Raw genomic sequence first — 25,907 nt, 5'->3', positions numbered from 1 at the left:
TTATTGTTAAACAACTCGTTAGGGTTTCTAACCAGCCGATAATACGCTGAGATAACAACCACAGTGCCGGTACAATCCATTCTAGAATGAACTTTGGTTTGCAGTAAAGGCAGTATAAGAGCCATGATACCGCGTACTGATTCTACCAAAGCTCGATTTTGATACGTCAGGATACTGGACATCAAAAGTAGGGTAAGATAGCATAGTATCCAGGTAAGTTTTTAGCAAAATGGCACTGGTAATTATCCGTTCTTTGCCCTAATTATGCAGTCCTAAACCAACTCGCCTAAACTCGTGTCTAAACCTGCAAACCGCTTTGCCGTAGCCTTAATTACGGTACTCTTTTTCCTGTGGGGATTTGCCCTGAACTTAAATCCAATTCTGATTCCGCACCTCAAGAAAGCCTGCCAACTGACTGATCTTCAGTCGGCTTTGATTGACTCGGCGTCGTATATCGCGTACTTTCTGATGGCGCTTCCGGCAGGTCTGCTTATGAAGCGGTACGGATATAAAGCAGGTATTACATTAGGGTTGATTCTTTTTGCAGGTGGTACATTTCTATTTTACCCGGCAGCAGAATTACGTCAGTTCAGCTTTTTCCTGATCGCACTATTTATCATTGCTAGCGGCCTGACACTCCTCGAAACGGCGGCCAATCCCTACATTACTGTTCTGGGTGATGCCGACTCGGCTACACAACGGCTCAATTTTGCGCAGTCGTTCAATGGATTAGCTGCCTTTTTGGCTCCGTTGATTGGCGGACGGTTTATTCTTTCCGGTCGGAACGTATCGGCAGTTGAACAGCAGGCTATGGCCCCTGCGCAATTTAAAGCATATCTGAAAGAAGAAGCATCAGCGGTGCAGACGCCGTTTCTAGTGATTGGTGCAGTGGTATTGCTGGTTGCCATTCTGATAAGTCGGACAACTCTACCCAACATCAACGAAGAAGATGATTCACCCGCTGCCAGTTCTGGCTCGATTCTAAGTGAGAAAAACCTGATTCTGGGCGTAGTGGCGCAGTTTTTCTACGTGGGCGCTCAGGTATGTATCAGCAGTTTCTTCATTCGGTTTAGCAGTCAGGCGGCCGGGCTTGATGAGAAGACTGCAGCGTACTGGTTGTCAGGTGCTTTGCTTGGATTCATGGTGGGCCGTTTCTTTGGTACGTTCCTGATGCGGTACATTACTCCTCCGCATCTGCTGGCACTCTACAGCGTAATAAATGTCGGTTTGCTGGCGATTGCTATAATGGCTAGTGGCATGGTTTCCGTATTTGCACTGATTGGCGTCGAATTTTTTATGTCAATTATGTTCCCAACTATTTTTGCCCTAAGCATTCGCGGACTGGGCGCAAAAACCAAACTGGGTTCATCGCTGGTGATTATGGCCATTATGGGCGGAGCCTTTTTTCCGGTGCTGATGGGACGTATCTCCGACATGAGCACCATGCAAATGGCTTATATCGTTCCGGCTATCTGCTTCTTACCCGTACTGTACTTCGCCGTTCGGAATTTCGCAGTGAAACGGGTCAAACTGGCGGCCTCTCACTGACAGCAAAAGCTTTTAGTACGCTTCGTTTCCTGAGGCCGCTTTAATACGTTCTCTACTGTTTATATTACTGCCCATAACTTTAATTTCTTTCAGAATGATTCGGTCCATCAAATCCTGGATATGCAACGTATCAGTCGGAATAAAGGGTTTATCCTTGTGGCGGTAATCCACTAAAACGAAAGAGATTGGTAGAATATAACGGCCTATGAACTGTAGATTCAGCGATGGTAGTTTTTTTAGGGCGGCTATCACAGACGGTTCAAAACCAGCATAATCACCTTCGGCACTATGATTAAGAATCGAGATATCCTGAACACGACCTTTTTCATTTATGGTAAATTCCGCAAAAACTCGTCCGTATCGACTTGACCACTGAGCCTGACGAGGGTAGCTTAGCCGACGGTTCAGAATCGTAGTAAATACAGGGTCCTGACTAAGATTCGCAGGCGGTAATTGTGCCTGAGCCATAGAGCTGATTGCCAGCAAGATGAGCAGTCGTAAATAGATCATACTTTTGATTCCTGAACTAGTTTACAAAGTCGTTGACAAGAGATTTCTAATTTTCACCTTTTTACCAATATAGGCGCAGTACGTTTAGTACAAGCCGAGCATATCAAAACGTAGTACAAATGGATCTAAACCTGCAAAATAAAGTCATTCTTGTAACGGGTGGCGCCAAAGGCATTGGCGAAGGCATTGTAAAGGTGCTGGCAGCCGAAGGAGCCATTCCGGTAATCATCGGACGTAACGAAGCCGACAACCAAAAAGTAGTTGCTGAGGTTGAAGAGGCTGGCCAACAGGCGTTTCAAATTGTCGCTGAACTCACTCAGCCCGAAGAATCGGAGAAGGCCATACAGGCGGCACTGGCGCAGTTCGGACGTATCGACGGCGTTGTTAACAACGCTGGTGTAAACGATGGCGTTGGCCTCGAAACTGGTAATTATGAGGCTTTTATGGCGTCGTTGCACAAAAATCTGGTGCATTACTACCTGATCGTTCACCACGCACTACCTGCACTGAAAGAATCGAAAGGAGCGATTGTCAATATCAGTTCCAAAACCGCTGAAACCGGACAGGGCGGAACGTCGGCGTACGCAGCGGCTAACGGCGGACGTAATGCTCTCACCCGCGAATGGGCCGTCGAATTGTTGAAATACGGCATCCGGGTCAATGCCATCATCGTAGCTGAATGCTGGACGCCACTGTATGAAAAATGGATTCAGACGTTACCCAATCCTGAAGAAAAACTGGCGTCGATTGTCGCTAAAATTCCGCTTGAAAACCGAATGACGACGGCGGAGGAAATTGCCAACACAACGGCGTTTTTGCTGTCATCTCGTTCAAGCCATACAACCGGCCAATTGCTTTACGTCGATGGTGGCTACGTCCACCTCGACCGCGCCCTGGCAAACGCTTCTTAAAGTAACGCAGGCTCCGGCCGCTTCGGCGCGGGGCGGCCGGAGCCTGTCGGGATCTATCATTAAAATTATGCAAACATTAGTCTGTACAACCCCTGGAACGCTCACGTATCAAACGGGTGTAATACCTGAACGTACAGCTGGCAATACCCTGTTACGCATCCGACGAATCGGTATTTGCGGCACTGATCTGCACGCCTTTGAAGGTACGCAGCCATTTTTCAACTACCCCCGAATCCTGGGCCATGAACTGGCTGGCGAAGTCGTAGAAACGGACGATACGTCGGAATTTCTACCGGGTGAAGCCGTTACGTTCCTGCCTTACATCAACTGTGGGCATTGCGTTGCCTGTCGGATGGGTAAAACGAATTGCTGTGCCAGCCTCAATGTGTTTGGAGTTCATTCTGATGGCGGTATGGTCGAATATTTGTCCGTACCAACCCGATTATTAGTACATGGCGATGGACTGAGTTTCGACGAACTGGCACTTATCGAACCGCTCTCTATTGGCGCGCATGGCGTTCGGCGGGCGGATGTGCAGCCTGACGAGTGGGTGCTGGTGATTGGAGCTGGCCCCATTGGATTAGGCGTCATGGAATTTGCCCGGATTGCGGGTGGCAACGTAATAGCGCTGGATATCAACGAGAGCCGTTTAGGCTTTTGTCGCAATCGCCTGAACGTAGCACAGACCATTGTGGCAACTGCTCCAGACGTAACGGAACAGTTAATGGCTATAACCAATGGTGAAATGCCCACCGTGATCATCGACGCTACCGGTAGCCAACGGGCTATCAACAACGCTTTCCAGTACATGGCTCACGGAGGGCGTTACGTATTGGTAGGTTTACAGCGAGGGGAAGTTTCGTTCAGCCACCCGGAGTTTCACAAGCGGGAAGCAGCAGTGATGAGCAGCCGAAACGCCACTCGACAGGATTTTGAACACGTCGTTACGTCTCTGAAAAACGGACTGATTGACCCCATTACGTACATCACCCACCGTGTTACGTTCGGACAGGTAAGCGACGAATTCGCGGGCTGGCTTGACCCGGCCAACGGCGTTATTAAAGCGATGGTAGAAGTGGACTGATTTACCACTTTACACCCAATCGAACGCCGGCCATGATGTTTCGGGCGGGAGATGCATTGAAGTAACGATTACCAACGGCGTTGAGATCGTAACCCAGTGAATAGGTCTGATTCAGCAAGTTATCGCCACTAACGTAGAGGTCCAGCGTCCAGTGTTGCCCCAGATTTCGTCGAAAGCCCAGCGTTCCCTGAAGTAGACGGGTAGGTGAAGAGAAAGCCGCATTCGCGTCGTTGAGGGCGAATGGATTGAGGTACTGATACGTCAGGTGAGCGTAAAGTCCAGGTTTAAATTCAGCGTCGATGCCCGTTACGTTCGTGACAGGCGCTACGCCCGGAATCCGGTTATTCGACAGATCGGTGGCACCTTGCTGGTAGTCGCGGAATCGGTAATTGGTCAGGGTCAGGTTATTCCAGAATCGTAGTTCCCCACTTGTAAATCGTACGTCGTAACTGGCCTGTGCCTCAAGCCCAAGTTGGTCGGTACGTCCTGCGTTGACAAAATATTCAGCGCCGGCCGCATCTGACCGACGAACAATGGTTTCGCTAAGTTGAAGCTGATAGAATGCTACGTCAAAATGCAATCGATTGGCCATCGCTGAACCCCGCAAGCCTACTTCATAACTGGTCCCGCGTTCGGCATTCAGGCTGGTATTGAAGCCCCCCGCCGACGGCCGAACCTCCTGACTCGAAGGTGCCGAATACCCAGTACTGATACTGAGAAAAGCCGAAACGTTCTGCCCAAATGTACGTAGCAACGCCAGACGTGGCAACCAAACGGGGGCGAAATTGCGGGTCAGCAACGTAGCGGGTGGATTGCCGGTACGTATCGGAAAGCGCGTAAATCCGTACTGCCCATCATTACGACTCAGTCCGGCTGTTAACCGAAACCGGGCTGGTAGTTCGACTTCGGCCTGTAAGAATACCGTGGATTGACGGGCGGTCAGTTCCTCGTCGGTTTGAATGGTATCAGCAACGCCACGTCGATTTCCAAAATTCCGGTCGACGGTGAAGGTACGTAGCAGTTCGGCCCCAACAGTTACGGTCGCTGGTAACGGACTGTTCGGGAATCGGAATTGAGTGATTGTCCGCCCGCCGAGTCCCTGATCAGTACGTCTCTCGAAGTTAGTAATGAATGGGTTGGCGAAATCGGTGTGTGAACCGAAAATGACGGTTGTATTTTGAATGCGGTCGTTCCAGCGATATTCGTGCGAAACGCCCAGATACCCGATTTTCTGGTAAATACCTGCCTGCTGTTCGATACTGCCGGGAAGGGTTGGTGTAGCGGGTCGGGCGGCTCTTGGATTAGCTTTGAATTGTGCTTCGTTTAGTCCGCCGGGCGTTTGGTAGTGTAAATCCGAATAAAAACCCAGTATTGAAACCGTTCGTTTCGGGCTCACATTAAACGACCCGGCAAAACTCAGATTATCACGTACTACGGCACTCTGATCGCGGTAGCCATCGCTCTGCAAATGATTGTAATTGAGCGAAATAGCGGAATTGTTTTTGCCCGTTTGTAATGAAATGCCATTGCCAAAAAGTCCGTAACTGCCGCCTAGTGCAGAAATCTCAACACTACTTTTGTCGACGGGAACCGTTAACCCATTGAACAGAATCGTACCGCCCGTACCAGCCCCATACAAACTTCCCGACGGCCCTTTAATAACTTCAATCCGGCCTAAAGCCCGCACATCGAGCGCATTCAAAGGAGTGTTTCCACCGGCATCAGTGAGCGGCATTTCGTTCCAGTACGCCTTGATATTCCGAACACCAAACGGTGACCGGATAGCGCTCCCCCGAATGGCCAGTCGGTAACTCCCCGGCGACCGTTCATCGGCCCGCACACCCGGCAACGTATTGAGCGCCGGTACGAGCGTAGGCGTACCAAATCGCTGGTTCAAATCCCGACGTGTGAGTAAGCCAACCGAAGCTGGTGTTTCCAGCAAACGCCGGTTTGTAGCATAGCCCCGCACAATGACTTCATTAAGATGTAACGTATCGTCCAGCGAAGATTGAGTCTCCTGAGCATACACCCCGGAAGTGCTGAAAAGAATGGCAAGAAGGCCAATAAGTGAGTAGTAATTTTGCATGGAGCTACAGCAGGTAGCGTAAATGTAAACTGGAAAGCTGTATTTGATGTGAACCTACCGTTACGTTAACTAGTTCGGCAACTTAACTCGAAACAGTCGAAATGGGTAATCGACTTTATCCTGTCCGTCGTTATAGCGTTTGGTACGTTGAATCTGGGCCGTCGTTACGTATAGATAGCCGTCTGCGCCGATGCCAAAACTGTCTGGCCAAAGCAGGCGATTGTCCTGAACAAGCATTTTCAATTGACGGTCAGGAGTGAAATAACGGATGGCTTTGTCGGGTGAATCAGTCAGGTAAACATTCCCTTTTTTATCGGCAATCATGCCATGCGATACGCCTGTTTCCCCTACCGTCTCCACGCGTGATGAAAGATCGGCTGGCGATACGTTTGGATTAGTGAGGTCGTCGACGGTAATACGAAACAGCTTCGTTTGGGTGATGGGGCGGAAATAGAGGTACTTGAAATCATGCGTAAGTGCAATACCGTTGACGTTACTACTGAACGGAACGCCCTGTTTGTCACGGACTTCCTTATCGTCGATACGTAGCACAAAGTTTGGATCGGCTTTCGTGGCTTTGTCGCTTTCCAGTACGAGTCTGCTTTTGCCGGAAACCAGATCGAGTACAACAATAGCCGCTCGTCCGGGGGCCGACAAATACGCTTTCTGACGGCGCGTATCAATTTGTACATCGTTCAAACCGAGTCGGTCGCGTGGTAAATCTTCGAAACGGTAAATTTTTTCAACCTGATTCGTTTTTAGATTGATTTTCAGAAGTTTGATACCCGTTGGGATCGCTTTCTGGCCGGATGGGTTAGAGGGGTCGAGTACCCAGAGCGCATTGGTCTGATCCACGAAAAGGGCCTGCACATTCATGAATCGGTTCTGCGGATTCAGTGAATCCCACTGATTCCATTCGGCGTTTGGATAGGGGTGGCGCTGACCATTACGTATCTCGGCCAAGCCATAATCGTAATTGTCCGGATTCTTCGGGAACGTAACGAAAATCCGGGCAGGACTGGCGGCTGTGGGCTGGGCAACGGCTAAACCAATGCACTGATGTTTGCCAAATTCTGCAACCGTTTCCAGTTTACCGGCTGGAGTCGATTGAGCAGAAACCAAGGGCCTGCCGAGAATCAGAGCGCTGAAAATAAACAAGTTTCTCATAAGTAATGGAACAACCTTTCTGCTGGTATAACTGGCATACCAAGGGAAGGTTATTATCAGTAGTTAACCTACTAAGTAATAAGCCGGTCCTAAGAAAGACGCAAATCGAGGAAAATTCGCTCTTTTTTAATATATTTGTTTCAAATCGATGTAGTGTCGTTGCAACGCAGCGACGGTTTGCTGGCCGGGAAGTTAAGGTCAGCGTTTTTCACTTTTACGAAGCTGTACCTTGACATTTCAGGAATTTAATCTGCATGACGACCTGCTGGCCGGTGTAGATGCCATGAACTACCTTAAAGCCACGCCCATTCAGGAACTGGCTATCCCTAAAATTCTCGAAGGGCGCGACCTCATCGCCAGTGCTCAGACCGGTACCGGTAAAACAGCCGCCTACCTGATTCCCCTGCTCGACCGTATTTCCCACACCAATCACGACCATACCAGTACGCTCATTCTGGTGCCCACGCGCGAGCTGGCCAAACAGATTGACGAGCAGGTAGAAGGATTCGGTTATTTTGTAGAAGCCAACAGCATAGCCATCTACGGGGGCGGCAAAGGCGACGATTGGGACAAACAACGCAAGGCGCTCGAAACGGGTGCCGACATCATTATTGCCACACCAGGACGACTGATTGCTCATATGCAACTAGGCTACGTCGATTTTGGTAAGCTCGATTATCTGGTGCTTGATGAAGCCGACAAGATGCTTGATATGGGCTTCTCCGACGATATTCTGAACATTGTGGCCAAGATACCTGTGAAACGGCAGACGCTGCTGTTTTCGGCCACGATGCCAAATAAAATTCGGGAATTCTCGAAGCGAATTCTACAGGATCCCGAAGAAATTCGGCTGGCGGTGTCGAAACCGGCGGCTGGTATCGATCAACAGTTCTACCTGGCTTACGATAACCAGAAATTACCCTTGCTGGCTCACCTGATTACTAACAGCCCGAAACCGGTGCAGAGCATGGTGCTGTTTACGTCGAAGAAAGCCGAAGTAAACAGTATCGTTCGTGCGTTGAGTAAGCTTAACTATGAAGCACGTGGTATTAGCTCAGATTTGGAGCAGGACGCCCGCGAGGTCGTGCTACGTGATTTTAAAAATAAAGCGTTCCCGATTCTGGTCGCTACCGACGTACTGTCGCGAGGAATTGATATTGACAACCTGACACACGTAGTGAATTACGACATTCCGCGTGATGCCGAGGATTACGTTCACCGCATCGGACGTACCGCTCGGGCGGCCACGACGGGCACAGCCATTACGTTCATCAGTGATCAGGACCAGAACCGAATTACCCGTATTGAGAAACTAATCGAGCGGGAAGTCGACAAGCAATCCATTACGGAAGAACTGGGTCTGGGTAAATCGCCCGTGTTCGATCCCCGCCGATTCAGTGGACGACGTGGCGATCCTCCTCGACAGGAAGGCCGTCGGGGGGATAATACACGAAATAAAAATCGGAAGCGAGGACGGGGTGACAATCCACGACAAAGTCAGGAAGGAACGCCTACTGGTGAACATCAGGAAGGACGTAGTGATCACCGACGTAATCGTGCAGAAATAACCCCAAAACCGCAAACTGAAGCGGTGACGGGAAGTGACCCTGGCCTGAACGTAGCAAATAATGCCGCTGGTCAGGATAAGGCGTCAAAACGAAAAAAACGTCGACGTGGACCCCGTAAAGAAGGACGTACATCAGAAGCTAATCCCGTTTCCGTACCATCCGTTTCGGCAGGGGAGTAGTTCGCTTTTCCAGCATTTAGGCAGCCTGATGTTTGCAACGGGCTGCCTTTTTTTATGTTCTTTACTGAAATCATATAGCTCATGTCCGCGCTCATTTCTCGGCGAAAATCTGGGCAGAGAAATACAACATTCCGGCCAAAAACATCTATAACTACCAGAATTTCGACCAGATTCGGAACAATCCGGATATTGACATCATCTACGTAGTACTTCCCAATTTTCTGCACGCCGAATACACCATACGGGCTGCTCAGGCGGGTAAACATGTTATCTGTGAAAAGCCGATGGCTATGAACACCACCGAAGCCCGGCAGATGATTCTTGCCTGCGAAAAAGCGGGTGTTCAGTTATCAGTAGGTTACCGACTCTATTTTGAGCCTCATCATCTGGAACTACGTCGGTTGGTGGCCGCGAAGGAATTCGGGCCTGTAAAAGTGATCGAGTCCGCCTTAGGCTTCACTGTTCCCGGGCCAAACTCCTGGCGATTAGATAAAAAAATTGGTGGGGGAGGAGCCATCATGGATTTGGGTGTCTATGCCATTCAGGGCGCTCGCCGGGCGCTCAATCTTGATCCTATCAACGTTACGGCGCAGGCGTTTACGTATGACAAGGAACATTTTAAAGACGTTCATGAGATGGTGTTCTGGCAGTTTGAGTTTCCGGGTGGCACCATTGCTGATTGCCGTACTACGTATTCATCTTATGTCGACCGGCTCTACGTTACCTGCGAACGCTGGGGCTGGTATAAGCTCGAACCGGCATATAATGCTACAGGCGCTCAGGGAGTTACCAGCAAAGGCGCTATGGACGTTCTATCCCCTCATTACCAGCAGATTGCTCAAATGGACGCCTTTGTCCAGTCTATTCGGTCAAATACAAAACCCGAAGCCTCAGGCGAAGAAGGCTGGAAGGATATAAAGTTGATTGAAGCCATTCTCCAGGCCGCCGAAACAGGCCGTAAAATCCAGCTCGACTGGAAAAGCTGAGTGTGGAGTGATGAACGATAAGTGATGAGTGCGTCAGCCAACTCATCACTCTCTAGAGTAACGGGAGCGTAATCGGCTGGCTATACTACTGGCCAGGTCGTCGCGCATACTATCGAGTAACTGCCAACGGGAAGGCGGGAAGGCGTTGGCGGTTGCCAATGACTGACCATTGAGGGCGCGGTCGTCGCCACTAAACGTCTGCCATTCGGTAGCCCAGTTGCGCGTTTCTCCGATAGGCTCTTCCCACAAGACCTTTCCGGTTTGGGTATCGATGGCCCGCATGCGCATGTCCAAACTTGCGTGGATTTCCCGGCGGTACGTAGTAAGCGTGCCTTTTACTTTTTCTTTGATATCCACTTTAGTGGAGTCATTGATTTTTTTCTCGCCCACTTTGTATTCCTGATTGCTATAAACGGTTGTACAAGTCGATGACGTATTTTCGAGAGAGGGCGTGTAGCCACTCACAACCATCTGGATAGCCTGATGAATCGGGTGCCCATCGCCGGGTACGAATTCGCTTCCTCGCGTATCAGGGGGATAAAACCGCACAAAAGTTGATGGGGCTGTCTGTTGACCAATTTGCCGGGATATAAGCCGCTGTAATTCGTTACTATCAGATCTGTCTAATTCATGACTTGGACTCAGGGGTTCAATCACGACGCGCAGAATCGCAAAGGGAAGGGCATCCTCGGCTTTGCCCCGCGCCTGCCGAAAATCGGGTACCCAGTCAATGGCTTTTCGATAGTTTAGGTAAGCATCCTTGGCGGCTAACCGGTCGTCTTCCCGATAAGCAAACGCCTGCTCCGCAACGTCGTAACGGTCGGCCGCTGCCAACTGCCGGATTTCACGCTGCTGTTCGACATAGGAAGTAGGGTATGTAGCCAGCCATTCGGCGCAGGCTGCACAGTTACCAGCCCGGGCATTATCGGTTAATGCCTGAAGCTGGCCGTATTCCTGATAAACCGTCTCCCAACGGAACGTGGGTGTCTGGCTGGAGTTAACTGGATTGGCTGATGAAAACCGACGAATCGTTGCCTGATGCTGGTCATACGCTAGTTTGAAAGCGTCTCTGAGCACTAAAGGGGCCAACTCGTGCCCCCGCTTCGACAGTAAACGGGGCTGATTGAGCCGTTGAGAGGCTTTTTTGACGGCAAGGTCGAAATCACCTCGTTTGAGGGCAGATTTGCCGCTACTGCATGCAGCGAGCAGGAAAGCTGTAAGGACGGAAAGTAGGATTGGCCGGAACATGACCGTAAGGGCTTATTTTTTACGTATTCGACAGCGATTCGTACGCTTGGTTTATCCTTGATGCGAAAATCTGGCAAAGAGTTGTATGAACAGTATATGATTTATGAAGTATGATGTGTATTCGAACACCCTACATACTACGTCTTAAAGCAGACTTCATCTATAAGTAGCAACAGAAATTGATATACTTTACCGGTTAGTAAGTCATTATTTTGGTTAGCACTCGCTATCAAATTCATCTTCAACACGTAACCGTAGACATGGCTACTATCGATAGAAAAACATTTCTGAAAGAAGCTTCCTTATTGGCTGGCGCTTCTTTGTTGGCGAATACAGGCTGGACTACGTTGGCTGCTCCTAAAAAATCGGCGGTCAAACTGGGGTTTGTTACGTACCTGTGGGGCAAAGACTGGGACTTGCCCACGCTGATTAAGAACTGTGCAGATACCAGCATATTGGGTGTCGAATTGCGGGTAGAGCACGCCCACAACGTAATGCCCGAACTGACTGCCGATCAACGAAAGGAGGTCAAAAAGAAATTTGCCGATAGTCAGGTTAAACTGATTGGCCTGGGTACGAATCAGCAGTTCGATTACGTAGCACCAGACCGTTTGAAAGCGTCGATGGAACGGGCTAAAGAATTCATTCGGCTAAGCGCCGACGTAGGCGGAACGGGTGTAAAAGTGAAACCAAACGGCTTACACAAAGAAGTGCCGACCGAAAAAACCTTGACGCAAATTGGGGAATCGCTCAATGAACTGGCTCGGTTCGGTGCGGAACTAGGGCAGCAAATCCGGCTGGAAGTCCACGGAGAAGAAACACAGGAACTCCCTAACATAAAGAAGATTATGGATGTGGCGACGCATCCCAACGCCACCATCTGCTGGAACTGCAATCCGCAGGATCTGAACGGCAAGGGATTTGCGTCTAATTTCAATCTGGTGAAAGACCGATTTGGCACTACGTGTCACGTCCGGGAGCTAGACCGAACCGATTATCCCTATCAGGAATTATTGACCAATCTGGTAAAGATGAATTATGACGGATGGGTCTTGCTCGAATGTCATACAAACCCCGCCGATAAAGTAAAATCGATGAAAGAGCAACGCGCCGTGTTCGACCGGATGATTGCCAAAGTGTAGGAGGCCATTGAACATGTTTCGCAATACGGAAATCAACCTACTGAACACGTAACTGGAACCAAACGATATTGGAATGGTTATCGTCGGTAGCACCAGTTGATTTATATTTGAAGAAAACAGTTGCTCCGGGTATCAGCCTGGAACAACAGACAGGCTTTTATGTCGAAACACCGTCGCTACCATTCGGCCGAAAAAACCCTTGGCACATCGCCCGGTACACTCACCTACGTAGGAGAAGAAATTCAGCACGCTACCAAAATCAAACGTATTGATTTCAATGCGACTGATTTTCACATCGATGAAAGTAACAAGCTGAGTTCCTGTCGCCTACCCGAACTAGAAACACAGTTTGTAAGCTGGATTGATGTCGATGGAATCCACGAATCCAACGTAGTAGCGGCTCTTGGCAGGCAGTACCACCTGCACCCGTTGCTGCTGGAGGATGTTTTGAACGTAGAACAGAAACCCAAGATTGATATTTACGACGATGCTCCTCCCCGAACCGATAACGGTATTACGTATCATCCGGCGGGGCAAGTGGTTTTTGTGACGATGAAAATGCTGCACCACAGTCGGCAGAAGCAGGAGATCGACGTAGAGCATGTGAGTTTCGTGGTGGGTAAACATTACCTGATTTCGTTCCAGGAAGAACGTACTAAAGACATCTTCGAGCCTGTTATCGACCGGATTAAAGCTTCCTCCGGCAAAACCCGACGTAACGGAACGGATTACCTGCTCTACGCCCTCATGGACGTAATGGTCGACCATTATTTTCTGCTTACGGAACGTATCGGCGAAAAAATGGACGACCTGGAAGAAGAAATCGTGCAGGAACGTGCCACTCAGCAAACCCTCGCTACGTTGTACACGCTGAAACGCGAACTGGCCGTGATCCGTCGAACGGTGAACCCTGTCCGCGACATCATCGGTACGTTGCTTCGGGAAGAATCGGAACTCATAAAACCTGCTACGTTACCGTATTTGCGCGATTTAGCTGACCACGTTAACCAGGTCATCGAAACGCTCGAATCGTACCGGGAACTGATTGCTGGCTTGATGGATGTGTATTACTCCATCGTGAGCAACCGCATGAATTCGGTGATGAAAACCCTGACCATCATCTCCTCCATTTTTATCCCCCTGACCTTTATTGTGGGGGTTTACGGCATGAACTTCGACAATATGCCCGAGCTGCGTGAACCACATGGCTATTTCGGTGTGCTGATTATCATGGCGATAATAGCCGTCGGCGAAATCATTTATTTTAAACGGCGTGGGTGGATGTGAACGCTACGTTCGGACGTAACGCTATTCGTATCAATAGGCCGCCGATTTTTATAATTAGTTATGATTTTTGTCTTATTCTAACCACGAAAACGGCCAAACAGGTAACTAATTATGGTCAATCATACCAATCATAAAAATCTGCGTTCTATCAATTGTATATGACAGCAACTGATAATCAACTGATAAACTCGGCGTGGTTTACGGATTCCCGGCAGGTGACCGGCTCCCCAACCGATTCAGCCGACGGTGTTTTTTTTGCCATTAAAGGCGAGCACCACGACGGGCACGAATTCATCTCCGATCTATATCAGAAAGGCATTCGGCAGTTTGTGGTCGAACGGTCGGCGCTGAGCCCGGAACGACGTAACGAACTGGCCAACTATCCCGATGCTACGTTCATAGAGGTCGATAGTAGCCTGCGGATGCTTCAAAATCTTGCCGCCGACTATCGGCAGCAGTTTCAGATTCCGGTGATTGGTATTACCGGAAGCAACGGTAAAACCATCGTGAAGGAGTGGCTGGCACAACTGCTGGATGGGGGAGAAGGAACTGATACGTTTGTGGTGGCCAAAAGCCCCAAAAGTTACAATTCTCAACTAGGCGTTCCGCTGTCGGTCCATGAACTGAATCACGAACATACGTTGGGTATTTTCGAAGCCGGTATCTCGACTACACAGGAGATGCCAGCTCTGGAAGCCATTATTCGCCCTACAATTGGCATTTTCACCAACATCGGTACGGCACATGATGAGGGTTTTCGTACGCGTAAGCAGAAAATCGCCGAGAAACTTCGGTTGTTTACTCACGCCGATACGCTCATTTACAGTGTCGATTATGCCGATATTGATGAAGAAGTTAACCTACTGCTAAAAGCCGTCAACCCGGTCATGCGACTCGTTACGTGGTCGTTAACGGGCAAAAACGCTACGTATCAGGCTACGTTGCAGGGAAAACAACTCCAGTTGACCGGCAATGAGATAACGCCTATTTATCTCGTGCTGCCTTTTCAGGATTCTGCTTCGGTAGAAAACCTGTTGCACTGCATCGTAACCATGCTGACACTTCGTAGCTGGGGTGCCGATGCCATTCAGCCACGTCTCAACCGGTTACGTCCGGTATCGATGCGGCTCGAACAAAAAGAAGGCATCAACAACTGCGTGCTGATCGATGATTCATACAACAACGACGTAGCGGGTCTGCAACTGGCGTTGCGTTTTCTGAATCAACAGAGCACACGTAGTCGCAGGGCGGTTATTTTGTCGGACGTATTGCAGTCGGGGCAGCCCGAAGCCGATTTGTATGAGCAGGTAAGCGGGCTGGTACAAAGTAATCAGGTAGAGCAATTCATCGGAATTGGCCCGGTTCTCAGCCGAAATGCCCATTTTTTTGGAACGAACAGCCTTTTTTACCAAACTACGGATGAATTTCTGGCGAATTTCCCAGTTAGTACGTTGCGGGATAGTACGGTGCTGATAAAAGGAGCGCGTCCGTTTTCCTTCGAACGTATCGTTCATCGACTGGAGCGAAAAGTACACGGCACCGTCCTGGAAATTAACCTCGACGCGCTGACGCACAACCTAAATTATTACCGCGAAAAAGTAGGCAGTGAGACAAAGCTGATGGTAATGGTGAAAGCGTTTGCCTACGGGAGCGGTAGTGCCGAAGTTGCCCAACTGCTTCAGTTTCACCGAGTCGATTACCTGGCCGTGGCTTACGCTGACGAAGGTGTTTCGCTACGTCAAAATGGTGTTCATCTGCCCATTATGGTTATGAATCCCGCCCCCGAAACCTTCGCAGCCCTCCTCGAATACAACCTCGAACCCGAAATCTACAGCATAAGACTGTTGCGGGCATGGGCAGAGGGCCTAGGGAAAAGTGGTCATTCCGCCCTGTCCCCTATGCCCCATGCCCCACGCCCTCTGCACCTAAAAGTCGACACGGGGATGCATCGGTTGGGGTTTCTGGAGAGTGAACTGCCGGACGTAGCGGCTTACCTGAATCAACGTCCTGATTTACGGGTATCAACAGTTTTCAGCCATCTGGTTGGTGCTGATGAAGCAAAATTCAATTCGTTTTCGCACCAGCAATACGATACGTTTCTACGGAGCACTGCCTACCTTGAATCGGCTCTGGGCTACCGTCCTACCCGTCATCTGCTCAATTCGGCGGGTATTGTCCGGTTTCCAGAGTATAAGCTGGATATGGTTCGGCTGGGCATTGGTCTGTATGGCGTTGAAGCCAGCGGTATCGACCCATTAGCATTGCAACAGGTGGGTACGTTACGTTCGGTGATCAGTCAGATTAAAACCGTAAAAGCGGGTGAATCAATTGGATACAGTCGCAAGGGAGTACTGGAGCACGACGCTCGTATCGCGACGATTGCCATTGGATACGCTGACGGCTACGACCGGCGACTTGGTAACGGTGTAGGGCAGATTTGGGTAAATGGCACACGTTGCCCCACTGTGGGAAATGTGTGCATGGATATGACGATGATCGACGTAACGGAAGCGTCGGCAACTGAAGGCGACGACGTCTTAATTTTCGGTGATACGTTGCCCATTGCCGAACTTGCCCAACGTATCGACACCATCCCCTACGAAATCCTGACCGGCGTCAGCGAACGGGTGAAACGGGTGTTTTTTAAGAATTAAGGGGCGGAGGGCATGGGGGTAAGGGCAGAGGGAGACGTTTCATAGCCCACAACCCTTTGCCCTTACCCCCATGCCCTCCGCCCCTTAATTCTTCTTCGCTTTTACTGCTTCGATATTTTTCTTCCGACTTTCGAGCTCGGTCAGGGCGGTTGCCTGCTCAGTTTTGTTGGTTTCTATATCTTTCTGAAGCTGTTCCAGTTCTTTGGCGTTCTCTTCAATACGTTTCAGTAGCTTATCTTTTTCTTTGGCGTTCAGCTCGATGGCCCGCTGAAGTTGCTCACCCCGGCGAACTGTTTTCTGGTGAATTCGCTGTGCGTCATCGAAGCTGCCTTCGGCGTTTTTTACCTCAAGCCCAAAAAGGCTGTTGTCGGAGAAGTTTTTTAGAAAGCTTTCAGCCGCCGAATAGCCAGTGCTGCCGGGTCTTACAAAATTGCCGTTCCCCAAATCGAAAGAAACAAAAATAGTCGCTGATGAACGTGAGGATTTTACGGTACTGGCCAGATTAATCGGCTCTGACGAAATAGCGGATATATCGGCATTGGTGACGCGATACGTACCGCGCGACGAAGTCAGGTTGCCGTACTTTTTCAATTCGGTTTCCCAATCTTTTTCAAGCTGTTTGCCATCGCCCTGAATGGTGAGATACAACCCATCCACTTTTGCTTTATCGATGGTACTCTCACCAGCGTAAACTGTTTGGGCATATGAGCGATAGGTTAAAGCAATCAGGCAAAAAAGCCAAATGAAACGTAATGAAGTGCGCATGAGTGGGTACGATTTATAAGGTAGTAACTAGGGTGATGTAAAGTCTGTTTTTTGAGTAATTAATAAACGTTTATCCCCATTAAGCAGGGTTGTTGCGAATATGTATATAGAACCTCCTTCGCGCAAATTTAATTGCTTCCTTAGCGCGGCCACAGTTTGCGGAAAGTTACGTACCGTAAGATTCGCCTGTAAGCTGGGCACTATGGTTTTGAGGGTTTTTGCATCAGGTTTAATCGTGGCCTTAACGTCAAAAACGCGACCGGGAAAATTCGGTTGATACGTATCGCTCGTGTACAGATGACTGTTCGGTGCGAGTTTAGTCAGACAAAATCGTTCGGCTACCAACCGAAAAGCACCTGCTTTCAATACAGCAGCGTTCGGCTCATAAAGGTATTGGAGCGGATTCCCGAACGTAACAGTAGCCTGTTGCTCTTCATACCGATAAAAACTCAGATCAACCAGACCTTCTGGAAGCAGGTTAACAGCGTTAGATTTTATAGTCGACTCTGGAACTATCTGATTTCCAAGTGTAAATAAGATTTCCTTCACTTCGCCCTGCACAGCCACAATATGTATCGATTCAACGTACTGTAACTGTCTGACGGCGGTATTGATGTCAAGTAACGGGGAGGCCTTCACTAAAATTTTTGTGGCTGTATTCAGGAGCTTCTTCACCAGTCCCGGTTGCGATAAATCAGGCTCACAATCGTCCAGACGTACCACTTTGCCACCCTGTTCGTTACGTCGATGTGGATCGAGGTAGAGCCAGTCCGCAGGCTTTGGCAACAGATTTGTATCGTCGAGTAAAGCCAGTCCATCGCCTGTATGAACGTCAACATTCGTTATTCCCAGCAGCGGAAGATTGTGAGCGACCAGTTCGGCCAGTTCGGGTTGCTGGTCAACGTACACAACCCGCTCAATACGTTGTGCAAATGCCCACGAATCCACGCCCATTCCACCCGTCAGGTCAAGTAGCAATCGGCCATCCACCAACGATGCTTTGTAGCGAGCGGTTGCTTCTGAAGAAGCTTGTTCGACAGATAGGGCAGGCGGAAAAACAAGCGAATCAGTAGCGTACCAGGTCGGAAGTTTTTCGCGAGCTTTCTGGCGGGCTTTAATTTGGGCAGCCAGTTTTTTTATCGCCAATTCGTCTGTGGATTGGGCGCGTAATAACAGTGTATGGACGTCAGACAGAAGGTTTTCCTGAATAAATGCCTGCTCGTTGGAAGAAAGATTAATCAATAGTCAAAATAAGTTTTAATCAACTTTTAACCTATTTTTAATTTATTTCTAATTTTACGCTCTGATTTGTGCTTATTGAGCTATTCCATCAAAAAACAAACGTACTGAATCGCTTCGAGACTATAAACTAAACCACTCTTGCCAAATATCGCGTTACATGAAACAAGTAAACCCAATACGCACGCTGAGCACTTATAAAGCTGGTTATTTACGCCAGGATTTACCGGCCGGATTATCAGTTTTTTTAGTGGCATTGCCACTTTGCCTGGGTATTGCACTAGCATCAGGCGCCCCCTTATTCTCCGGTCTGGTAGCTGGTATGATTGGAGGCATCATCATCGGTACGCTCTCTGGCTCAGAGGTTAGTGTTAGCGGCCCTGCGGCTGGTCTGGCCGTTATTGTAGCCGATGCCATTATAAAATTAGGGTCTTACGAAGCATTTCTGGTAGCGGTTGTACTGGCCGGGGTGATTCAGTTTGTGATGGGCATTATTAAGGCCGGGCGTTTCAGCAGTTTCTTCCCCGACAGTGTTATCAAAGGCATGCTGGTGGCCATCGGTATCGTTATCATTCTCAAGCAGATTCCGCACGCGCTGGGTCGTGATAATGACTACGAAGGTGAATTTGAGTTTCAGCAACTGGCCGATGGCGAAAATACAATTTCTGAAATTTATCGGGCCATCGAAACGGCGAGTCCGGGGGCGGTGATCATCAGCCTGATTTCGCTGGCATTTTTAATCATTTGGGACCAGACGGTGGGCAAAAGCACTAAGGCTGTGTTGAAAAATTTCCCGGCTCCGTTGGTAGTGGTTTGCGGTGGAGTTGCCCTGAATGAGTTTTTCCGCACCGCAGTTCCGGAGTGGTATCTGGGCGACACGGCGCACCAGCACATGGTGCAGATTCCAACCATCGCAGCCGGAAAAAGTGTGTTTTCGATATTTGATTTTCCTGATTTCAGCATGCTCGCTCACCCGCAGATTTACGGTGTTGCGGGTACAATTGCTCTGGTTGCCAGCCTAGAAACCCTGTTGAACCTGGAAGCCTCCGACCGACTCGATTCGCAAAAACGGGTTTCGTCTACTAACCAGGAACTGATTGCACAGGGGATTGGCAATATGTTGTCAGGGCTGATTGGCGGGCTGCCTCTTACATCGGTGGTTGTCCGAACGTCGGCGAACGTTTATGCGGGTGCACGTACGCGGGTCTCCGCCATTTTACACGGTGTTTTCCTGTTGGTGGCTGTGTTTCTGGGCGGGGCGTTGCTGAACCTGATCCCGTTGTCGTGTCTGGCTGCGGTGCTGGTTATGGTTGGTTATAAACTGGCGAAACCATCTATCTTTAAAAAGGTATATCGCGACGGCTGGAGCCAATTTATTCCGTTCATCATAACCGTTTTGGGTATCATTTTCACCGACCTGCTGATTGGTATTGCCTTTGGTGCTGTGGTTGGTATTGGGTTCGTTCTATACACAAACTTCCAGTCCACGTTTCGGGTCATGCGCGACGGAAAAAAAGTTTTGATTGAATTCGATAAGGATATGTATTTTCTGAGTAAACCGCAGTTGAAAGAAGCTCTGGGACAGCTTAGATCGGGCGACGACGTAGTGATTGATGGCCGTAAAGCTCCCTTCATCGACCATGATATTTTCAATATGCTGCACGATTTTCGAGAAACGGCCAAGGCGCAGGGCATTCACTATGAGTTGCAGCACATAACCCTGAGCCCTCGGAAAAAGAAGCATAAAACAGCGGTTGTGAGCTGAGGATGTAGCAACGTAGTGAAATTCCTTACCCTAATTTATTCTGTATGGATAGGTAGGTTTTGCGCCTAGATGGGTTAGGAGTATGTGTTACTTCGGCCATGAAGTGAAGTCAAACCTACCTATGTCGCAATTCATATTTCCTTTGTTTCGGGCGTTCGGCTTTGTTGTTATTTACAGTGTCACTACGTTGTGTTTCGGGCAGTCTGGCTCGAAAAAAACGGGTAGTGGGGAGGTCGAATACTGGCTTACTGACCCTGGCCGACAGGTTCTGTTTGTGAAGCAACCGCCGTTATCATTGGTGAACGGCCCAGCAAGTGGCGAAGTGATTCATGTGGATGCCACGCAAACGTATCAGACCATCGACGGATTTGGGTATACGCTCACCGGGGGTAGCGCTACGCTCATTCATAGTATGGAATCCAAAGCCCGAGCTGCGCTGCTTAACGAATTGTTTTCGGCAACTGGAAAAGGAATCGGTGTTAGTTACCTGCGATTAAGTATTGGCGCGTCGGACCTTGACGAGCGCGTTTTCTCGTACGACGACGTACCGGCGGGCGAAACCGATCTAAAGCTGGCGAAGTTTAGTCTCGCCCCTAATCGAGACCATTTGATTCCGGTACTTAAAGAAATTCTGGCAATAAACCCGACCATTAAAATTCTTGGCTCACCCTGGTCACCCCCGGCCTGGATGAAAAGTAACGGAAATTCGAAAGGCGGAAGTTTGAAATCAATGTATTACGATGTCTACGCCCGCTATTTCGTCAAGTACATTCAGGAAATGGCAAAAGAAGGCATTCGTATTGATGCCATCACCATTCAGAATGAACCACTGCATCCGGGTAATAATCCGAGCCTGCTGATGTTGCCCGCCGAACAGGCTCTGTTCATCAAAAAAAACCTGGGACCAGCCTTCAAAACGGCTCGCATTAAAACAAAAATTATTCTTTACGATCACAACGCCGACCGACCTGATTACCCGATTTCGATATTAAATGATGCGGAAGCCCGAAAATACGTGGATGGGTCTGCTTTTCACCTGTATGCTGGGCCGATTACCGCTCTCTCGGAAGTACACAACGCTTACCCGGATAAAAACCTGTATTTCACTGAACAATGGATTGGCGCACCCGGAAATCTGAAAGGTGATTTGGCCTGGCACGTCCGTGAACTGATCATTGGGGCCACCCGCAACTGGAGCCGAACCGTCTTGCAATGGAATCTGGCCGCCGACCCGGAGCAAAAGCCGCATACGCCGGGCGGTTGTACCGAATGTCTGGGGGCGTTGACCATTAAAGGAAATTCGGTAAAACGAAATCCGGCCTATTATAACGTAGCAGTAGCTTCTAAATTCGTTCGACCGGGTTCGGTACGTATTGCGTCCGATACGTTAAAATCGCTGCCGAACGTAGCGTTTAAAACCCCGGAAGGTGGTACAGCAGTCATCGTGCTGAATGATAGTAAAGTCCCGCAGAAATTTGCCATCGCGCTACGTAACAACCATATTTCCACTACGTTGCCAGCTGGTGCGGTTGGTACCTACGTGTGGAATAAATAAAGCCAGACAACCGAAGTCACCTGGCTTTTGGGTTTCGCTTTCTAAAGTGAATTGAAAAACACTTTTGACTAGCGAAAGACACTTAATATAACTAACGATCAGTTAAAGGTGTTTGAAAAAAGATAAAATTTTTTGCGTAGGCAGGAATGTTTCGAATTACCCTGTGCCCCACGCCCCATGCTATTCCCCCAAACCTGCTGGCCCAACGGATTCGATTTCGGGAGCGCCGGTCGGGTAGGAGCGGTACGTTGTATTATTGACCAGAGTCGGGTATTTTTTGAACGTAATCCAACGTAACGGCCATTTTCGGAGCCATAAAGCACCTTTCGTTAGGGATATAAACCACTCGGCTGGCCGTTCGTAACCGAAAGCGATGCGTAGTTTTTCGGGAATCAGAGCAGCAAACGTAGGACGTACCAAACCATGCAGAAATGCGGGAAACCAGCCTTTTACGATATTCACCGTAGCGTCGGCTACGTTACGATTGCTTTCGGTGTACCGGAAATAACGACGTTCGTAATCGTCCGTAAACGCCGATAACTGCGTTACAGATTCTGGTAAATCAGTCAGGTTCATGCGCCGGCCAACTTCCCGGAAAAAATAAAACAAGGCAAGTTCTTCCATTGATGTCAGTTTTCGCCAGCCGTATTCATTTATCCAGTTGATGGGGTAAAACACGAACGTAGCGAGTACAAACAGATAATCGGCGTTGTCGATACGGTAATGGCTATGAATCTCGTTCATGCGGGCGATGGCTCGCCTACCTTTCTCGCTGTCATAACCCGATTCCATAAATTCAGCAATCAGGCGGCTGGTGTCGTCGTACCGCTTCTGACCGTGTTTGGCAAATTCGCCTGTTCGGGCCAGCAATCCTGATATGCGCGGACTAGCGTAGGTATGGAAAAGAGCCAGTTCGAGCGCACGGGTCATATCGAACGGAAATTCATAAGCGGTCAGCAGATGGACCATTCGCTGGTGGTCGCTGACGGGGTCGAGCGCTTGCAGTTCGCGTCGGACGGCGGGATTACGAAAAACGCCCAACCATTTACTATAAATGACATTCATGGAAAATTCTGGCCGCTACGGATACGGAAAGATAGCAACTTTTAACCGGAATGAACGGAACATTTTGAGCAGTAATTGTTTAATACGTCATACCTAAAGAAGCGGTTTAACCGAGTTGTACAGGTTCAGGGGCCGCGACTTAACTAACACAACGATGAACCCGTTCCTTATTCTGCTGAAATCTACTGATGCAAAACCCGGCGATGAATATATCATCAACGCCAACCACATTATTAAAGTGGATAGCACGGCTGGCCAGGGATGTAAAATTCTGACAACCAGTGGAGAGTTTTATTGTGTCGAATCCTTTAGCGACGTATCAGCCAAAATTCGGAAGGTGTTTGAAAAAAGCTGAATGCTACGTTGCTACGACAGCCCGGCTACATTTGATAGGAGTTTACTACGTATACTGAGTTTGTTCTGGTTATTTTATAAATTCGTATCAATAAATTAATAAAACGACCTCTTCCCAGAACACCTCATGAACGTATTGACTTGCAAAATTCCGATGAAAATGGCCCAAATTGTCCTGTTTTTATTGGTATGGGTCAATTGCTGTTTGGCAGAAGATCCTAAAACGCTGGACATCGGCGCTACGGCTCCTGACTTTAGCCTGCCGGGCATCGACGGAAAAACGTATACACTCAAAAGTTTTGGCAGCGCCAACGTACTAGTCATTGTTTTTACCTGTAATCACTGCCCAACGGCACAGGCGTATGAAGATCGCCTGAAAACGTTGACGGCCGATTACAAAAGCAAAGGCGTAACGGTAGTAGCCGTGTCGCCAAATTACCCGCAGGCCGTATCGCTGGACGAAATGGGCTACACCGATATAGGAGACAGTTTTGCGGAAATGAAGCAGCGAGCTAAGGATAAGGGCTATAATTTCCAGTACCTGTTCGATGGCGAAACCGAAAAAATGTCACGTTTATACGGTCCCATTGCTACGCCCCATGCCTTCGTTTTTGATAAGCAGCGAAAACTTCAGTATACGGGTCGACTCGATGCATCCGAAAAGCCGGGATCGGCTAACTCCGAGGACATTCGGGCTGCTATCGACGCGCTATTGGCCAGCAAGCCGGTGCCCGTCGCGACGACAAAAACGTTTGGTTGCTCGATCAAGTGGATGGATAAAAGCGATTGGGCTAAAAAAGCGCCACTGGTCTGGGCTAAAGAGCCAGTATCGCTCGCACTGATCGACGAAGACAGCCTCAAAATCCTGCTGAAAAATGATTCTGATAAAGTTCGTCTCGTAAACGTGTGGGCTACGTGGTGCGGCCCCTGTGTGACAGAACTGCCCGAATTTGTGAACATGAATCGGATGTACCGGAACCGTGAATTCGAGTTCATTACACTCAGCGCCGATGTACCCGATAAAAAAGACAAAGCGCTCGCTACGCTGAAACGACTTCAGGTGTCGAGTAAAAATTATCTGTTTAACTCGACGGATAAATATAAACTCATTGAAACCCTCGATCCAAAATGGCAGGGAGCATTACCCTACACGCTCCTGATCGAACCCGGTGGTAAGGTCATTTACCGGCATCAGGGAAGTATAGATCCGGCTGAAATGAAAAAGAAGATCGTCGAAAAAATTGGCCGGTATTTCTAACCGAACGTAGCGTTTTTATCAAAACGACTCTTGCTTAAATTCAGCAAATTTGAGCAAGAGTCGTTTTGAACGTAATATATTGTTAAACAACAGGTAATTTCCAGCCATTGTGATAGTGGGCCGCTATCATGGCGTTCGCCTGCGTATCGTTTTTGAAACCTTTGGTGTTGGCATCCCAATAAACCTTACGGCCTGTTTTGTAAGCAATGTTACCCATATGCGCGTTGATGGCTGCTATACTGCCCGTTTCGATGCCACACTTAAGGATGCTGGGATCGTTGGTTTTAATGGCCTGCACAAAGTTTTTGGTGTGCTCACCTAAATAATCGCCGTTACGTACCTGATTTGGTATGTCTTCTATTTTATAGACCTTGATGCCGTTCTTCGTCTCCGTTTCGGGTAGCAATTCCCATCCATCCCGGTTCAGTACCAACGTAGCATTGTTGCCGATAAAAGCAATGCCTTCGGTACGTCCGTAATTGCCACCATCGATGCCTGTAGCGTGTTCCCAGAGCATGTTGAAACCTTCGTATTCATAAACGGCCTGCAACGTATCGGGCGTTTCGGAGGCATCATCCGGATAAGCGAGTTTGCCACCCGAAGCCATCACCGATTTGGGCGCTTTGGCATTCATGGCGTAAAGCGCAATGTCGATTTCATGGACACCCCAGTCGGTCATCAGGCCCCCAGCATAATCCCAGAACCACCGGAAATTAAAGTGAAAACGGTTCGGGTTGAAAGCGCGTTTGGGAGCCGGACCGAGCCACATATCGTAATCGACACCGGCTGGCGGGGCACTATCAGGACGTACTGGAACTGGGTTCATCCAGCCTTGATACGCCCATACTTTAACCAGCCGAATATTGCCTAACTTACCTGAACGGATGTATTCAATGGCTTTAGCGTAGTGCGAACCGCTACGTTGCCACTGACCAATCTGTATGATTTTGTTGTACTTGCGGGCAGCCGCCAGCATCAGGTTACATTCTTCTATGCTGTTAGCCAGCGGCTTTTCGCAGTAGACATTTTTGCCAGCCGACAGTGAGTCGATCATGGCCATGCAGTGCCAGTGGTCGGGCGTACCGATGATAACGGCGTCGATATCCTTGTTTTCCAGCATTTTCCGATAATCCTTAAAAAGCTGGGGCTTTTTGTGCTGCATCGTATCGACGTCAGCCGCGCGTTTATCGAGCACACTCTGATCTACATCGGCGAGTGCCACGCATTCTACGTCGCTCATCTGCAAATGCGAACGCAGGTCAGACCAGCCCATACCATTGCAGCCGATCACACCGATTTGTACTTTATCGTTGGGCGAAACCTGTTTCCGTTGACGGGCGATAGCTTCGGGAGAGGGGAGATGGATTAGTCCGGCACCGGCCGCCGACAGGGCCGAGTTACGTAAAAAATGCCTGCGTGTTGTTTTCATCAGTTTATCTGGATTTAGTAATCAGAACGTAGTGACGTAAAAAGCACAACAGGCTGTTTAACTAATCGAGTGCTGGCCAACGGAAATTAAAGAAAACAAAAATAGCC

20 protein-coding genes are annotated in these 25,907 nt (G+C 49.0%); 12 read left to right on the top strand and 8 right to left on the bottom strand.

Annotated elements, in window-relative coordinates; genetic code table 11:
* Positions 1–294 precede the first annotated feature (294 nt).
* Positions 295–1,548, top strand: coding sequence for an L-fucose:H+ symporter permease (gene fucP / locus IC229_RS21375; RefSeq protein WP_190889055.1), 1,254 nt, complete (start codon positions 295–297; stop codon positions 1,546–1,548).
* A gap of 12 nt (positions 1,549–1,560) precedes the next feature.
* Here fucP and IC229_RS21370 read toward each other — a convergent pair whose 3' ends face one another.
* On the bottom strand, positions 1,561–2,058 hold the full coding sequence (locus IC229_RS21370) for a TonB family protein (RefSeq protein ID WP_190889054.1): 498 nt from the start codon (positions 2,056–2,058) through the stop codon (positions 1,561–1,563).
* A 119-nt stretch (positions 2,059–2,177) separates the two neighbouring features.
* Between IC229_RS21370 and IC229_RS21365 the strand changes: the two genes are divergently transcribed.
* Both IC229_RS21365 and IC229_RS21360 read left to right on the top strand, forming a co-directional pair.
* Entirely contained in the window at positions 2,178–2,969 is a 792-nt protein-coding gene (locus tag IC229_RS21365; RefSeq protein ID WP_190889053.1) for an L-fucose dehydrogenase, read from the top strand.
* 67 nt (positions 2,970–3,036) lie between these two features.
* A complete protein-coding gene (locus IC229_RS21360) occupies positions 3,037–4,053 on the top strand; it encodes a zinc-binding alcohol dehydrogenase family protein (protein ID WP_190889152.1) in 1,017 nt (338 codons plus the stop codon).
* Between the two features lies 1 nt (position 4,054).
* On the opposite strand, the gene IC229_RS21355 is transcribed toward IC229_RS21360, so the two are convergent.
* Both IC229_RS21355 and IC229_RS21350 read right to left on the bottom strand, forming a co-directional pair.
* The gene (locus IC229_RS21355; protein WP_190889052.1) at positions 4,055–6,139 is read right to left on the bottom strand and encodes a TonB-dependent receptor; all 2,085 of its coding nucleotides are present in this window, start codon (positions 6,137–6,139) and stop codon (positions 4,055–4,057) included.
* 69 nt (positions 6,140–6,208) lie between these two features.
* The gene (locus tag IC229_RS21350; protein ID WP_190889051.1) at positions 6,209–7,306 is read right to left on the bottom strand and encodes an SMP-30/gluconolactonase/LRE family protein; all 1,098 of its coding nucleotides are present in this window, start codon (positions 7,304–7,306) and stop codon (positions 6,209–6,211) included.
* Between the two features lie 283 nt (positions 7,307–7,589).
* On the opposite strand from IC229_RS21350, the gene IC229_RS21345 reads away from it, so the two are divergent.
* Both IC229_RS21345 and IC229_RS35935 read left to right on the top strand, forming a co-directional pair.
* Positions 7,590–9,053, top strand: coding sequence for a DEAD/DEAH box helicase (locus tag IC229_RS21345; protein WP_190889151.1), 1,464 nt, complete (start codon positions 7,590–7,592; stop codon positions 9,051–9,053).
* A 74-nt stretch (positions 9,054–9,127) separates the two neighbouring features.
* Positions 9,128–10,039 carry a Gfo/Idh/MocA family protein gene (locus IC229_RS35935; protein WP_317171609.1) on the top strand — a complete coding sequence of 304 codons (912 nt, stop codon included), beginning with the start codon at positions 9,128–9,130 and terminating at the stop codon, positions 10,037–10,039.
* 45 nt (positions 10,040–10,084) lie between these two features.
* On the opposite strand, the gene IC229_RS21335 is transcribed toward IC229_RS35935, so the two are convergent.
* Positions 10,085–11,287: a hypothetical protein gene (locus IC229_RS21335; RefSeq protein ID WP_190889050.1), complete on the bottom strand. Its 1,203-nt coding sequence runs from the start codon at positions 11,285–11,287 to the stop codon at positions 10,085–10,087.
* A gap of 260 nt (positions 11,288–11,547) precedes the next feature.
* Here IC229_RS21335 and IC229_RS21330 point away from each other — a divergent pair, with 260 nt between their 5' ends.
* The 3 genes from IC229_RS21330 (at position 11,548) to IC229_RS21320 (ending at position 16,370) form a co-directional block, all read left to right on the top strand.
* Positions 11,548–12,429: a sugar phosphate isomerase/epimerase family protein gene (locus IC229_RS21330; protein ID WP_190889049.1), complete on the top strand. Its 882-nt coding sequence runs from the start codon at positions 11,548–11,550 to the stop codon at positions 12,427–12,429.
* A 159-nt stretch (positions 12,430–12,588) separates the two neighbouring features.
* Positions 12,589–13,716 (top strand): magnesium/cobalt transporter CorA, encoded by a 1,128-nt coding sequence (gene corA / locus IC229_RS21325; RefSeq protein ID WP_190889048.1) that lies wholly within the window; start codon positions 12,589–12,591, stop codon positions 13,714–13,716.
* A gap of 158 nt (positions 13,717–13,874) precedes the next feature.
* The gene (locus tag IC229_RS21320; RefSeq protein WP_190889047.1) at positions 13,875–16,370 is read left to right on the top strand and encodes a bifunctional UDP-N-acetylmuramoyl-tripeptide:D-alanyl-D-alanine ligase/alanine racemase; all 2,496 of its coding nucleotides are present in this window, start codon (positions 13,875–13,877) and stop codon (positions 16,368–16,370) included.
* An 84-nt stretch (positions 16,371–16,454) separates the two neighbouring features.
* On the opposite strand, the gene IC229_RS21315 is transcribed toward IC229_RS21320, so the two are convergent.
* Both IC229_RS21315 and IC229_RS21310 read right to left on the bottom strand, forming a co-directional pair.
* A complete protein-coding gene (locus IC229_RS21315) occupies positions 16,455–17,135 on the bottom strand; it encodes a hypothetical protein (protein WP_190889046.1) in 681 nt (226 codons plus the stop codon).
* Between the two features lie 27 nt (positions 17,136–17,162).
* Positions 17,163–18,377 (bottom strand): class I SAM-dependent methyltransferase, encoded by a 1,215-nt coding sequence (locus tag IC229_RS21310; protein ID WP_190889045.1) that lies wholly within the window; start codon positions 18,375–18,377, stop codon positions 17,163–17,165.
* A 157-nt stretch (positions 18,378–18,534) separates the two neighbouring features.
* On the opposite strand from IC229_RS21310, the gene IC229_RS21305 reads away from it, so the two are divergent.
* Together IC229_RS21305 and IC229_RS21300 are read left to right on the top strand one after the other, a co-directional pair.
* A complete protein-coding gene (locus tag IC229_RS21305; protein WP_190889044.1) occupies positions 18,535–20,139 on the top strand; it encodes a SulP family inorganic anion transporter in 1,605 nt (534 codons plus the stop codon).
* 121 nt (positions 20,140–20,260) lie between these two features.
* Positions 20,261–21,694, top strand: a complete 1,434-nt coding sequence (locus tag IC229_RS21300) for a glycoside hydrolase family 30 protein (RefSeq protein ID WP_190889043.1) — start codon at positions 20,261–20,263, stop codon at positions 21,692–21,694.
* 180 nt (positions 21,695–21,874) lie between these two features.
* Here the strand turns inward: IC229_RS21300 and IC229_RS21295 are convergent, their stop codons facing one another.
* The gene (locus IC229_RS21295) at positions 21,875–22,759 is read right to left on the bottom strand and encodes an oxygenase MpaB family protein (RefSeq protein ID WP_190889042.1); all 885 of its coding nucleotides are present in this window, start codon (positions 22,757–22,759) and stop codon (positions 21,875–21,877) included.
* A gap of 154 nt (positions 22,760–22,913) precedes the next feature.
* Between IC229_RS21295 and IC229_RS21290 the strand changes: the two genes are divergently transcribed.
* Positions 22,914–23,114, top strand: a complete 201-nt coding sequence (locus IC229_RS21290; RefSeq protein WP_190889041.1) for a hypothetical protein — start codon at positions 22,914–22,916, stop codon at positions 23,112–23,114.
* Positions 23,115–23,240: 126 nt separating this feature from the next.
* Positions 23,241–24,371, top strand: a complete 1,131-nt coding sequence (locus tag IC229_RS21285; protein WP_317171608.1) for a redoxin domain-containing protein — start codon at positions 23,241–23,243, stop codon at positions 24,369–24,371.
* An 82-nt stretch (positions 24,372–24,453) separates the two neighbouring features.
* Here the strand turns inward: IC229_RS21285 and IC229_RS21280 are convergent, their stop codons facing one another.
* Positions 24,454–25,800, bottom strand: coding sequence for a Gfo/Idh/MocA family protein (locus tag IC229_RS21280; protein WP_190889040.1), 1,347 nt, complete (start codon positions 25,798–25,800; stop codon positions 24,454–24,456).
* Between the last annotated feature and the right edge of the window lie 107 nt (positions 25,801–25,907).

The organism is Spirosoma profusum (assembly GCF_014699005.1).
Lineage (GTDB): Bacteria > Bacteroidota > Bacteroidia > Cytophagales > Spirosomataceae > Spirosoma > Spirosoma profusum.
The sequence above is the reverse complement of the archived record's forward strand: the minus strand, read 5'-3'. Positions and strand labels throughout refer to the sequence as shown.

What these genes read in the sequence shown, in the direction of transcription:
- IC229_RS21370 (WP_190889054.1), bottom strand. Translation starts at nt 2,058, where the DNA reads ATGATCTATTTACGACTGCTCATCTTGCTGGCAATCAGCTCTATGGCT.
- IC229_RS21365 (WP_190889053.1), top strand. Translation starts at nt 2,178, where the DNA reads ATGGATCTAAACCTGCAAAATAAAGTCATTCTTGTAACGGGTGGCGCC.
- IC229_RS21360 (WP_190889152.1), top strand. Translation starts at nt 3,037, where the DNA reads ATGCAAACATTAGTCTGTACAACCCCTGGAACGCTCACGTATCAAACG.
- IC229_RS21355 (WP_190889052.1), bottom strand. Translation starts at nt 6,139, where the DNA reads ATGCAAAATTACTACTCACTTATTGGCCTTCTTGCCATTCTTTTCAGC.
- IC229_RS21350 (WP_190889051.1), bottom strand. Translation starts at nt 7,306, where the DNA reads ATGAGAAACTTGTTTATTTTCAGCGCTCTGATTCTCGGCAGGCCCTTG.
- IC229_RS21345 (WP_190889151.1), top strand. Translation starts at nt 7,590, where the DNA reads ATGAACTACCTTAAAGCCACGCCCATTCAGGAACTGGCTATCCCTAAA.
- IC229_RS21335 (WP_190889050.1), bottom strand. Translation starts at nt 11,287, where the DNA reads ATGTTCCGGCCAATCCTACTTTCCGTCCTTACAGCTTTCCTGCTCGCT.
- IC229_RS21330 (WP_190889049.1), top strand. Translation starts at nt 11,548, where the DNA reads ATGGCTACTATCGATAGAAAAACATTTCTGAAAGAAGCTTCCTTATTG.
- corA (WP_190889048.1), top strand. Translation starts at nt 12,589, where the DNA reads ATGTCGAAACACCGTCGCTACCATTCGGCCGAAAAAACCCTTGGCACA.
- IC229_RS21320 (WP_190889047.1), top strand. Translation starts at nt 13,875, where the DNA reads ATGACAGCAACTGATAATCAACTGATAAACTCGGCGTGGTTTACGGAT.
- IC229_RS21315 (WP_190889046.1), bottom strand. Translation starts at nt 17,135, where the DNA reads ATGCGCACTTCATTACGTTTCATTTGGCTTTTTTGCCTGATTGCTTTA.
- IC229_RS21305 (WP_190889044.1), top strand. Translation starts at nt 18,535, where the DNA reads ATGAAACAAGTAAACCCAATACGCACGCTGAGCACTTATAAAGCTGGT.
- IC229_RS21300 (WP_190889043.1), top strand. Translation starts at nt 20,261, where the DNA reads ATGTCGCAATTCATATTTCCTTTGTTTCGGGCGTTCGGCTTTGTTGTT.
- IC229_RS21295 (WP_190889042.1), bottom strand. Translation starts at nt 22,759, where the DNA reads ATGAATGTCATTTATAGTAAATGGTTGGGCGTTTTTCGTAATCCCGCC.
- IC229_RS21290 (WP_190889041.1), top strand. Translation starts at nt 22,914, where the DNA reads ATGAACCCGTTCCTTATTCTGCTGAAATCTACTGATGCAAAACCCGGC.
- IC229_RS21285 (WP_317171608.1), top strand. Translation starts at nt 23,241, where the DNA reads ATGAACGTATTGACTTGCAAAATTCCGATGAAAATGGCCCAAATTGTC.
- IC229_RS21280 (WP_190889040.1), bottom strand. Translation starts at nt 25,800, where the DNA reads ATGAAAACAACACGCAGGCATTTTTTACGTAACTCGGCCCTGTCGGCG.